This is a genomic window from Streptomyces sp. NPDC032822 (assembly GCF_055578825.1).
This window is the reverse complement of record NZ_JBVIOL010000021.1, coordinates 61,108-72,811: the sequence shown is the minus strand read 5'-3', so window position 1 is coordinate 72,811 and position 11,704 is coordinate 61,108. Positions and strand designations below refer to the sequence as shown.

General features: G+C 69.2%; 10 protein-coding genes. 2 read left to right on the top strand and 8 right to left on the bottom strand.

Annotation, left to right across the window (positions count from 1 at the left end):
- Window positions 1-228 precede the first annotated feature (228 nt).
- Both ACZ5VD_RS37490 and ACZ5VD_RS37485 read left to right on the top strand, forming a co-directional pair.
- Window positions 229-828 (top strand): TetR/AcrR family transcriptional regulator, encoded by a 600-nt coding sequence (locus ACZ5VD_RS37490; RefSeq protein ID WP_468554549.1) that lies wholly within the window; start codon window positions 229-231, stop codon window positions 826-828.
- Window positions 829-1,580: 752 nt separating this feature from the next.
- Window positions 1,581-2,159, top strand: a complete 579-nt coding sequence (locus ACZ5VD_RS37485; RefSeq protein WP_007379215.1) for a MarR family winged helix-turn-helix transcriptional regulator — start codon at window positions 1,581-1,583, stop codon at window positions 2,157-2,159.
- Window positions 2,160-2,443: 284 nt separating this feature from the next.
- Here the strand turns inward: ACZ5VD_RS37485 and ACZ5VD_RS37480 are convergent, their stop codons facing one another.
- The 8 genes from ACZ5VD_RS37480 to ACZ5VD_RS37445 form a co-directional block, all read right to left on the bottom strand.
- A complete protein-coding gene (locus ACZ5VD_RS37480; protein WP_468554550.1) occupies window positions 2,444-3,163 on the bottom strand; it encodes a gamma-glutamyl-gamma-aminobutyrate hydrolase family protein in 720 nt (239 codons plus the stop codon).
- A complete protein-coding gene (locus ACZ5VD_RS37475; protein ID WP_468554568.1) occupies window positions 3,160-4,650 on the bottom strand; it encodes an aldehyde dehydrogenase in 1,491 nt (496 codons plus the stop codon). The genes ACZ5VD_RS37480 and ACZ5VD_RS37475 overlap by 4 nt, the downstream gene beginning before the upstream one ends.
- Before the next feature lie 517 nt (window positions 4,651-5,167).
- Window positions 5,168-6,625, bottom strand: coding sequence for an APC family permease (locus ACZ5VD_RS37470; RefSeq protein WP_468554551.1), 1,458 nt, complete (start codon window positions 6,623-6,625; stop codon window positions 5,168-5,170).
- Window positions 6,626-6,836: 211 nt separating this feature from the next.
- Entirely contained in the window at window positions 6,837-7,472 is a 636-nt protein-coding gene (locus ACZ5VD_RS37465) for a TetR/AcrR family transcriptional regulator (RefSeq protein WP_468554552.1), read from the bottom strand.
- Between the two features lie 129 nt (window positions 7,473-7,601).
- A complete protein-coding gene (locus tag ACZ5VD_RS37460) occupies window positions 7,602-8,447 on the bottom strand; it encodes a fumarylacetoacetate hydrolase family protein (protein ID WP_468554553.1) in 846 nt (281 codons plus the stop codon).
- Between the two features lie 12 nt (window positions 8,448-8,459).
- A complete protein-coding gene (locus ACZ5VD_RS37455; protein WP_468554554.1) occupies window positions 8,460-9,395 on the bottom strand; it encodes a 3,4-dihydroxyphenylacetate 2,3-dioxygenase in 936 nt (311 codons plus the stop codon).
- Window positions 9,388-10,851 (bottom strand): aldehyde dehydrogenase, encoded by a 1,464-nt coding sequence (locus tag ACZ5VD_RS37450; RefSeq protein ID WP_468554555.1) that lies wholly within the window; start codon window positions 10,849-10,851, stop codon window positions 9,388-9,390. Before ACZ5VD_RS37450 ends, ACZ5VD_RS37455 begins: the two co-directional genes overlap by 8 nt.
- Window positions 10,852-10,885: 34 nt before the next feature.
- The gene (locus ACZ5VD_RS37445; RefSeq protein WP_468684956.1) at window positions 10,886-11,692 is read right to left on the bottom strand and encodes an acetoacetate decarboxylase family protein; all 807 of its coding nucleotides are present in this window, start codon (window positions 11,690-11,692) and stop codon (window positions 10,886-10,888) included.
- Window positions 11,693-11,704: the final 12 nt, after the last annotated feature.

Below are 11,704 nucleotides of genomic sequence, written 5' to 3'. Positions count from 1 at the left end.
TCGCTGGGAAGGGGGCGCCATGGGGACCCCTCTCACGGCCGCCGGGAATGACAGCTCTCCACCCTCCCTCCGTGCGCCCCTGCCGCGAGCACGTGGCGTAAGAGGTTCAGCAGGTCACAGCGTTGGGTCTGCGGGTCACACGACCCCTCGGACTCATCCGCCGTAAGGCCCGCGAGTGCGACCACAGCCCTCAGCATTCAGGCGTCTACCCGTTGGTAAGGTGTCACCGTGCCCAAGATCGTGGACCACGACGCGCGGCGTGAAGAGATAATCGAAGCCGTATGGCGCCTTGTCGCGCGGCGAGGATTCGCGGCGCTGAACATGCGGGATCTCGCCGCCGAAGCTGGATTCACCAACGGTGCGCTCGCACGATACTTTCCCACCAAAGCAGCCATTCTGCGGGCCGCGCTGGAGCGCGCCAATGCAGCCACCGAGCAGCGGGCCGCCAGCACCATCGCCGGCGCCAACGGCCTGAACGCGTTCCGCAAGTTCTGCGTCGAGATCATGCCCCTGGACGACGAGCGTCTCAATGAGGCCCGCGTGGTCATCGGCTTCTGGAATTACGCGGTAGCCGATCAGGAACTGATCGACGTCTACGACCAGGCGATATCGCGCTGGCGCGATCAGATGCTCTCGTATCTGCACGCTGCGGCTGAAGCGGGAGAGATCAACCCATCCTGCGATCTCGATGCGTTCCTGGACCTTGCGATGGCCACACTGATGGGACTCCAGATCAACGCGATCTTCGCGGCTCGCCTGACCACACCCTCCCGCCAGTTGCGGATACTCGACGGACTCATCGCGGGGTTGCAGACCGGCACCTCATGATCTGAGCACGCAGGCGCAGACGTACTCACCTGCGGATCAGTTGCATCTGATCCGCCCCTTGTGTCACAACCACCGGTGCCCATGGACCCGCGACACCACCGTCCACAGGGAAAAACCACGGCAGCCGGGAACGCCTCAGCAACTCGTTCGTGCCGTAGTCCAGGTGACGTGCACCACCGCCGGCCCGGCTTCGCGCCGCCTTCCGCCCTGCAGACATGCGAAGGGGCGAGAATCGACGCGCCGGGCTTCTCGGCAGCGGCGGCGTAGGCAGGTGCCGTGGCACGCTGGCGGCGATGCCCTCGTCCGGGCAGTACACCGCGCCGGCTCGCCGGCTCATCCAGCCGGCGTTCGCGCCGACCAGTCTCCCCGAACCCCGCGGGACATGACCGGACAGGGGAATCGACGGCGCGATGACATCGAACCCGTAGCAACCGCCTCGCCAGAGGTGCAGCTCTGTCTGCACGTCGGCCGCACCCTGTTCGCACAGTTCAGGGCGACCCCCAGCACCCGGAATTGACGGCGGTTGTCCAGCATCTCCTGGTGACGTCCAGCACCGGGGCTGCTTCCGCTGCACCTCAGCACCTACGCGACCTCGCAGCCGGCAAGTCCACCAACCCATACGGAAAGCGAAGCCGCCCACGGGCACATCGGCGGCCGATGGCCGAGCGCTCCCTCACTCGACCTTCGTACAATTTGGGTCCGAACGGAAATGTCGATCCAGTGCGTCGCAGAGACGTCGAAGGGGTGTGCCCGTGCCCGGCCATCGATCCATCACCGAAGCCGAGAAGCTGGCCGCTGCGAAGCTCGGCGGCATCCCGATCCGCCATGAGCAGATGGCTGTGGTGGCCAATATCCACCGGGCGGCCTCGGCGGTACGGCAGCATCTGGAGAACTCCGTGCTCCGCGGATCCGATCTCACCTGGACGGCGTTCGTCGTGCTCTGGGTGGTCTGGATCTGGGGCGAGTCGGAGACCCGGCACGTGGCTGAGGAAGCGGGGATCTCCAAGGGCACACTCACTGGGGTCGCGCGCACGCTGGAGGCTCGGGGGCTAATGCGACGGGGCGGCCATCCCACCGACGGGAGGCTGGTTCTGCTCAGCCTCACGGACGAGGGTGAGGAACTGATGCGGCGGGTGTTTCCGCAGTTCAACGAGGAGGAGGCATTCGTGGCCGAGCAGCTGGACGACGACGAGTGCCGCAGCGTCGCGGACGGACTGCGGCGAGTTGTGCTCCAGGTCGAGGAGCATGGCGAGGAGCGTCGGCGCGCCCTGCTGAACGGTGCCGAGCCCGCCCTGCGTCGCAGTGGTCGCCGTCCGAAGCCGAAGGCGTGAAGGGGGGCCCGCGCAGCGGGACAGCACTCAGAGGGAGAACGCCTCCGCCGCGATAACGGCCGGCGGCGCTCGGAGCCCCCGCGTTACCGGTGACGCGGTGGCAGCGATCCCACTCCCCGCCGGTGGACCGCGGCAGCTGATCGCATCGGGCGATGGCGATGTCCTGCGGTCCCAGCCCTCGGGCGGCGGTGATGCGCCGCAGAGCCATGCCGGGAGCGAGGTAGCCGCGGGGGCAGGACTTGTGCGGCGTCCGAAGAGGAAGACAGCGGTGAGTTCTCGTGCTGTCAACGGCGGTCGCGTGCGGCGCCTACAAGGGCGTCGAACAGCCCCTGCTGGACGGGGTCTTCATGGGCCGTGTCCTCGGGGTGCCACTGGACCGCGGCGAACCAGCCGAGAACTCCGGGCAGTTCGAGCCCTTCGACTGTGTCGTCGGCAGCCCGGGCGGTAATCGTGAGGCCGGCGCCCGTACGGTCGACCCGCTGGTGGTGGTAGCAGGATGCCTCCACCTTCTCGGCGCCGGTGGCCTGTTCCAGCAGCGAGCCGCGCCGGATCGCCATCGGGTGCACGACATGTCGGTGCTCCCGGTCCGGACCGCCCATGTCCTGATGGAGGGTGCCGCCGAGAGCGGTGTTGACGACCTGGAGGCCGCGGCAGATCGCGAGCAGGGGCAGGCCCAGGTCGATGGACTGGCGGGCGACTTCCAGGTCGAAGGCGTCCTGGAGGTCGTCGACGTCGTACACGCTGTCGTGGGTGTCGGCCGCGCCGTAGCGGTACGGGGCGAGATCGCCGCCGCCGGGGAGGAGGACGCCGTCGAAGCGGGCGAGGCGGGCGGCCACGCCGGCGGCGGTGGGCTCGGCGGGGTGGATGGTGGCCGGTTCGCCGCCGGCCCGCCAGACCGCCTCGACCAGCGCGCGGGCGTTGACCTCGGCGGCGTAGCGCAGGGCGGAGGTGGAGGCGGCGAAGCGGGCGGGGATCGCGATCAGCGGTCGCGCGGGCGTCGTCACAGCTGGATCCAGGTGGTCTTGAGTTCGGTGTACTTCTCGATGGCGTGGGCGGACTTGTCGCGTCCGTTGCCGGACTGCTTCACGCCGCCGAAGGGCACGGTGAGGTCGCCCTCCTCGTAGCAGTTGACCCAGACCGTGCCGGCCTTCAGCGCACGCGAGACCTGGTGGGCGGTGGACAGGTCGGAGGTCCACAGCCCGGCGGCCAGGCCGTACTCGGTGTCGTTGGCGAGCGCGACGGCCTCGTCGAGGTCGTCGAAGGTGAGCACGGACAGGACGGGGCCGAAAATCTCCTCACGGGCCAGCCGCATGCCCGGATCCACGTGGTCGAAGACGGTGGGCTGCAGGTAACTGCCGCCGGTGTCGGTGAGTGTGCGGCTGCCCCCGGCCCGCAGCCGAGCGCCCTCGTTGAGGCCGGTGCCGATGTGCTCCAGTACGCGCTGCAGATGGCGCTCACCGACCAGCGCCCCCATCTCGGTCGCCGGGTCGAGCGGGTCACCGATCCGTAGTTCCCGGGCCCGCGCCACGATGGTGTCCATCACGCGCTCGGCAATAGAGGAGTGGACGAGCAGCCGCGAAGGGGCCGTGCACATCTCGCCCTGGTTGAAGAAGATGCCCCAGGCGGCGGTTTCGGCGGCCTTCTCCAGGTCGGGTGCGTCCGGGAGGATGATGTTGGGTGACTTGCCGCCCAGCTCCAGCCAGACGCGCTTGAGGTTGGAGTCGGCCGCGTACCGCAGGAAGTGCCGCCCGACGGCGGTGGATCCGGTGAAGGCCAGCACGTCGACGTCCGGGTGGAGGCCGATCGCCCGTCCGGCGGTGGGCCCGTCGCCGGTGACGACGTTGAGTACGCCCGGCGGCAGCCCGGCCTCGGTCGCCAGCCGACCGAGCAGCAACGCGGACAGCGGCGAGTTCTCCGACGGCTTGAGCACCACGGTGCAGCCGGCCGCGAGCGCCGGAGCGACCTTCCAGCTCGCCAGTGTGAGAGGGAAGTTCCAGGGGACGACCGCGCCGACGACACCTGCCGGTTCGCGGGTGACCAGGGCGAGCGCGTCGGGCGCGGTGTGCGGCGACTCGTCGGTGAGCTTGTCCGCCAGCTGCCCGTACCACCGAAAGGTGTTGATCGCGGCGCGCAGCTCGATGTCGTACGCGTCCGTGATCGGCTTGCCCATCTCCAGGCTGACCGTCAGCGCCAGCCGGTGACGCTGCTCCTCCAGCAGATCAGCAATCCTCAACAGGACCCGGCCCCGGTCGGCAGGTGCGAGGCGTGGCCACGGCCCCGAGTCGAAGGCCCGGCGCGCGGCGGCCACAGCGGCGTCCACCTCGGCGGGCTGGGCGTCGGCCACGTGCGCCAGCACCTGCCCGTCGCGGGGCGAGAGGGCCGGGTAGGACTGGCCTCCGCCGGGTTCGTCGGCGCCGTCGATGTGGTGCGCACCTGACACGTCCAGTGCCTTGGCCCGGCGCAGCCAGTCGTCGTGGGTGATGTCCAGCATGCGTAGCCTCCAGGTCATGACGTTACGTTTGAACCCAAACGATAAGCCACAGGCGGTCCCCGCAGGGGAGACCGGGGTCTCGACCGGCTTGTCGTTCGGTCGTACGGTCAACGGGTCATAGACATGCACGGGCGAACTCGCGCCCCTGTGCATGGATCACCACCTCGGCGCACCGGTGCTCGGTGCCTGCTTCGGCGGCCGGGGGCCGACCACCGCGCTCGGTGGATCGGTCAATGCGTCATCGCGCCCGGAGATCGGCCGGCGTTCCAGATGGGGCGCTTTCCGGGGATGCGGATCGGGGGATCACCTGGGCTATGACGCGCGACTGCCTCGACCTCGGCGGCGCGGAGCGGTGCGTACGGCCGGCACGTCGGCCGCCTGGCGTCGCGGCCGGCTGACGGCTTCTTCACGCACCCCGGACTCAGGGCAAGCCCTCCCCCGGCCCGGAGAGGTCGTTGTGGCCGGTCGGGCCCGAGGGGGAAGACAAGGACCGGGCCGGCCACACCGCGGGGCAGGCTCAGACGTCGGCCAGCGCCCTGCCACGAGTCAGTCGCGCGGCGATGACGCCCAGGACCAGGACCGCCGGGACGGTGAGCTCCAGCCACATCGCCGTGCCCTGGTCCCCGCCGATGAGGGTGGTGAAGTTGGCCAGGATCAGCCAGATGGCACCGGCGATGCCGAGCGCACCCAGGACGGGGGCGATCAGCGTGTTCCAGGCGCGAGTGTCCAGCCGTTCCCGGCGGAAGAACACGACCACCGAGACGGAGGTCAGGAAGTACAGGAGCATGACCGCCAGCACCGCGACCCCACTGAACCAGGAGAAGAGGCTCAGCACCGGGTCCTTGCCCAGTAGCGCGAAGGGCATGACCAACGCGAGCGAGATCACGGTCTGCACGCCGCCGGCCGTCCAGGGCGAGTGGCGTCGGTTGATCGCGGTCAGCCCGCGCGGCAGCAGGCCGTCGCGGCCGAGCGAGAACAGGTAGCGGTTGGCGGAGTTATGGAAGGCGAGGACACCGGCGAAGAGGGAGGTGGCCAGCAGGATGGGCAGCGCGTCGCCTGCCCATCCGCCGAACTGCGCGGTGATCGGCGCGAAGACCCAGGACGTGGCGTCGCCGCTCTCCAGCGCCTTCCCGGCGTCCGCGGTGGCGTTCGAGGCGCCATGGGCGGAGACCAGCATCCACGAGGTGAAGGCGAAGAAGACGGTGACGACCATGACGGACAGGTACGTGGCCCGGGGGACGGTCCTGCGGGGCTCCCGTGCCTCCTCGCCGTAGATCGCTGTGGCCTCGAAGCCGAACATCGACGCCACAGCGAACATCAGCGCCACGCCCGGTGCCCCCTGCAGGGCCGCATGGGGCGAGAAGCTGTGGGCGAAGCCCAGCCCCTCGGGACCGCCGCCCTTGAAGAAGGTCACCAGGGCGAAGACGAACAGGATGCTGAATTCGGCCAGGACGAAGACGGCGAGGATCTTGGCGCCCATCTCGATCCCGGCGGCACCGAGGATCTGGACGATCACCATGGTGACCAGGACCCAGACCCACCACGGTGCGCTCAGCCCCGTGTACTGCTCGACCAGGCCGCTGACGATGAAGCCGTACAAGCCGTACATGGCGGCCTGGACCGCACAGTAGGCGAAGAGCGCGACTCCTGCGCTCCCGGAGCCGATGGGGCGGCCGAGCCCCTTACCGATGTAGGTGTAGAAGGCGCCGGCGTCCACGACATGTCGCCCCATGGTGACGAAGCCGACGGAGAACAGCAGGATGACGGCGCCGACCGCGGCATACGCGGCGGGCGCACCCGCGCCGTTGCCGATGGCGACGGCGATGGGCACGGCACCGGCTATGCCGGTCAGCGGCGCCTGCGCGGAGAGAACGAAGAAGAGGATTCCCAGAACACCGAGGGAGTTGGGTTTGAGCCGGCCTGCAGCGGAGGGGCTCTGCACGGTCTGCGTTGGTTCGACCGTCTGACTGTCCACGCGGATCACCTGCCTGGAAAGGGGAGAGGTTTCGTTTCGAGCCAAACGAGTTGCCTCATAGTGGGCTGGAACTATCCAGATGGCAAGGGTTCGTGTGGTGTTTTTTGGGCCACCGCATCGTCTGTACGAGGCCGTGGCCGAGGTGGCATTCGAGCCGAACGAAGCCCCGGGCGCCAAGCGTCCGGGGCCTCACAACAGGCAGGTCGGCGAGTCAGGCGCCGCTGTCGCCCGCACTCTCGGCGTCTGCGTCGGCGTCGAGCAACCGCAGCAGGGAGCGGAGCTCCTCGATGGCCGCGTCGGTGACCTCGGGTCCGCCGCCCAGAACGAGCTGGTGCAGGACGAGGCCGTCGAGGGCGGCGAAGACCAGTCGCGTCATCGCCCGGTTCGCACCCTCGGGGAGTATCCGGGACAGCTCGCGCTCGGTGGCATCGAAGTACTCGTCGTACAGCCCACGGATCAGCGGCAGCAGTTCCGGCCTTCGCCGGGATTCGAGCAGCAGCTCGTACTGGAAGGCCTGGGTGTCCGGATCGGCCGTGACCATCTCGGACACTCCGGCCGAGAAGTCGGACACCTTGCCGGTCCCCGGCTCGACCGCGCTGACGCTCAGGCTGGAGCGTACGGTGTGGGCGAGCGCCTCCTCGATCAGCGCGTCGCGGGTGCCGAAGTGGTGGACGACAAGACCGTGGGTGACCCCTGCCTCCTCCGCCACCGCGCGATAGGTGAGCTTGCGCAGACCGCCCCGGGCCACCACCCGCACGGCCGCGTTGAGCAGGGCCTCCCGGCCCTCCCCGTAGTTCACCCGCTTGCGCGGCCTGCGGCCCTCAGGGGTCCCGGTGGCTTCGGTCATGGGTGCGACCCTACCGGCCCGTACACGCACGGCGGCCTCTCCCCTGCCCGGCCGCACGGGACGGACAGGTGAGGCACCACGCCGGGCGCCGTCGCGGCAGACCGGGTGCGGTTCCGCCTACGGTGGGCATCAGCGCTTGGGGGACCGGATACCGCGGAACTCCCAGTCGCCGCCGAGCGCGGTGGACAGGACCTCTTCCGATTCGGTGGGCTGGGCTCCGACGTCCGTACGGATCGAGGTGGGGCCGGTGACGATGTGGTTGGTGAGCCGCCCCAGGCCCTCGACCTCGACCTCGACGACGTCACCGGGCTGGACAGGGCGGGAGTTGGCCGGGGTACCGGAGAGCAGCACGTCGCCGGGGTGGAGAGTGATGGTGCGCGCGATGTCGGCGACGAGGTAGTGCATGTCCCACTCCATCTCGTCCGTCGAACCGTCCTGGACGACCTCGCCGTTGACGTACGTCCGCAGGTACTTGCCGTGGAAGTCCCAGTCGGTGACCAGGCCCGGGCCGAGCGGACACAGGGTGTCGGAGCCCTTCACCCGCAGCATCGAACCGGCGTCGGTGTCGCGGAAGTCGTGCAGGCCGTAGTCGTTGGCGACGGTGTAGCCCGCGATGTACTCGCCCGCCTCGGCAGGAGAGATGTTGCGCGCGGTCTTGCCGATGACGATCGCCACCTCGCCCTCGTAGTTGAGCCACTTACAGCCCTCGGGGCGGACGATGGCCCCCTTGTGGGAGTTGAGGGCGGAGGTCGGCTTGTGGAAGTACGTCGGCGTCGGGGTCAGCTGGATCTGGAACTCGTCGACCCGGCTGCGGTGGTTGAGGTGAACGGCGACGACCTTGGACGGCACGACCGGCGGCAGGTGCTGGGCGTCCTCGATCTTGACCCGGCGGCCGTCCCCGGCGACGAGTTCGTCACCGTCACGGACGGTCTCGACGGCGGCTCCGTCGAGGAGGACACGGCGGTATTCGGGCATGGCGGGGCCTTTCTAGGAGCGGCTGTGCGGGGTGCGCGGGGAAGCGGACGCGGGCGCACCGGTGCCGGTCCAGCCCTCGGCCGGGCGGTCGAACCAGAGGTGGACCTGGCCGGTGCCGATGGAGTTCTCGTACTCGCCGTACTGACGTGCCTGGGCGACGCATGCCTGCTCGCCGAGGGCGCCGGCCATCATCAGGTAGTGGTAGAAACGGGCCTCGGGCTTGTACTTCCAGAACTCGTCCATGGTGTCGAGGACCTTGCCGTGGCGGCCCTCCTTGAACCAGGCGATGCGCTCGTAGTCGGCATCGCGGGCCTCGGACGTGAAGATGTGGCCGGGGTCGCTCGACTCGTGGTCGCGAAGCTCGCGCAGCGGCCAGAAGGTGTGCGACAGCGCTCCGGAGGCGATCAGCAGCACGCGGCGGCCAGGAGTGGCGGCGATACCGTCCGCCAGGGCGCGGCCGAGCCGCAGGTGGTCCTCCATGTCACCGGTCTGGCAGACGCCGATGGTCACCCATCGCTTGTCCGGCAGCCCCTCGCCGAGGAACTTCCACAGGTTGATGGTGGCGTAGTAGATCGGGAGGTACTCGTCCTCGATCGCGGTGACCCAGGTGCCGTGCTTGTCGGCGAACCGGGCGATGTTGTGGGCCAGTTCGGGATCACCCGGGAAGTCGTACGGCATCCGGCACATGCCGCGCGGCAGTTCCTCGGAGGTGAACAGTCCGGCCCTGCGCTGCTGGGCGGTGACGACGAACTCGACGGTGGTGGCCCAGTGCGAGTCCAGGACCACGACGGTGTCGTAGTCGTCACTGTCGAAGACGTCCTGGCGGAGCTGTCGCAAGCCGGTGACGAGGGTGATCTCCTTGCCCTGGTTCAGCTCGAGCCGGTCCCCCTCCGGCAGCACGATGGTGGGGACGTGGGCGAGCAGACCCGCCCCGACGATTTCACCCATGGTCTTGCCATCCGTTCGGCGCGGTGACGGTGTTCTTGACGTCGCAGTAGAAGTCGAAGCTCCATGTGCCGCCCTCCCGGCCGACGCCCGAGTGGCGGGAGCCGCCGAAGGGAGCCTGGAGGTCGCGTACGAAGAAGCAGTTGACCCAGACCGTTCCCGCGACGAGCCGCGCGGTGACCCGCTCGGCGCGCTCGTGGTCGCCGGTGACAAGGGTGGCGGCCAGACCGAAGCGCGTGTCGTTGGCGAGGCGTACGGCCTCTTGCTCGTCGCCGAAGGTCTGGAGCGTCAGGACCGGACCGAAGACCTCCTCCTGGACGATCTCCGAGTCCTGGGCGACGTCGGTGAGGAGGGTCGGCTCGTAGTACAGAGCGTCCTTGCGCTTGCCGCCGATGACCGCGCGAGCCCCGTCGTCGAGCGCGCGACGCACGAAGCCGTCGATCTTCTCCAGCTGGCGCGGGTGGATGCTGGGACCGAGGTCGGTGGCCTCGTCGCGCGAGTCACCCTGCCTGAGGCGGCTCGCCTTTTCCACGAACCGGCGGGTGAAATCGTCCGAGACCGTCTCCTCGACAAGGATGCGGGTCGCGGCCAGGCATACCTGTCCGGCGTTGTCGTACTGCTCCACCGCCAGGTCCACGGCGAGGTCGAGGTCCGCGTCGGCGAAGACCAACAGCGGTGACTTTCCGCCGAGTTCGAGGCTGAGAGGGGTGAGGTTGGCGGCGGCCGCCCGGGCGATGTGCTGGGCGGTGGGCACGGAACCGGTGAAGCTGATCCGGCGGACGTCCGGGTGCGAGACAAGAGCGTTGCCGACCTCGGTGCCGTATCCCTGCACGACGTTGAGGACACCGGCCGGCAGCCCTGCCTCGGCCGCGATGTCGGCGAGCAGCGAAGCAGTGAGCGGGGACCACTCGGCGGGCTTGAGGATCACCGTGTTCCCGGCGGCCAGCGCCGGAGCGACCTTCCAGGTGGCCAGCATCAGCGGGGCGTTCCACGGCGTGATCAGCACGCACGGGCCCGCCGGGTCCCAGCTCACGTGGTTGGTGTGGCCGCGAGTGGCGAAGTCCTGATGCTCCAGCTTCAGCAGCCAGTCGGCGAAGAAACGGAAGTTATGCGCCACGCGCGGCATCACACCGCGGCGGTGGGAACGCAGGAGGGCGCCGTTGTCCAGCGTCTCGACATTGGCGAGGTCCTCGATGCGCTTCTCGACTCCGTCGGCGATGGCGTGCAGGATGCGGGCGCGCTCGGCGCGCGACGTGGCGGCCCAGGCGGGAAAGGCGGCGCGAGCAGCGGCGACGGCCGCCGCGGCCTCCGTCGCCGTGCCCCGGGAGAGATCTCCAAGGGTGCTTCCGTCGATCGGCGACACGTCGGTGAACGTCTCGACGGACGCCACGCGTTCGCCGCCGATCCAGTGCCGGGTGTCGACGGCGACCCCGGCCACCGCGGTGATGTGCTCGGTCATGTCCGGTCTCCAGGTCTTTGATGCGTAAGGGGGGTTACTCGGCCTCGGAGGCGCCGGACTCCAGCAGTCGACCGCCGTCCCAGACAACGCCCACCTGCCGGTAGTACGCGGCGATCGGCTCTCGGATCTCCAGCCGGGCCAACTCTTCCGTCGGCGCCTCGAACAGCTCCAGTTCCGCATCGCCGACCCACGGCTGTCCGGCCTCGAAGGACGCGGCACCGGTCTCGATCAACTCGTCGAGCGCGAGGCCCTTGCCGTTCTCGATGGAGGGAAGCCAGCGGTGGTGGGCCATCGGGTGGCCGTTGACGAAGCCGTTGGTCTCGGACGGCTCGCGCAGGGTCACCACCGTCTGTGCCAGGCGCCGGTCGGCTGCGGCGAGGGTGGCGCCGAAGCGGGCTCCGGCCTCGATGCGCGGGGCCGGACCGTATAGGTGCGGGCGCGTCTGGTGGATCGAACCGAGCTTCTTCGGGTAGCCCTGGTGCAGCCCGCGGGCGATCGCGAAGTCCTTGTCGACCCAGATGTACACGCAGCGCGAGTACGTCCGCCCCTGGTACGAGCAGCGGACGACGGCGAAGGCCTCCTTGTACTGGGCGCGCACCGGGTCCAGCAGCTCCTCCTTCGTACCGGAGCAGGACTGCCAGTCGGCCCAGATCAGCGCGACCGCGCCCGGGTCCTCCTCGGCGAGTTCCAGCGGTGCGGGCAGCAACTCCCGTACACGTGCGGGATCAGTGCGGTACTCGATCGTGAGCAGGTCGCCGGAGTAGTGCCAGGGAGGTGAGGGGATCAGGGACGACGATCCGGTCGCCGTCTTGGGGTGGAAGTAACCACGGACGCTGGCCATGACGTTGGTTCC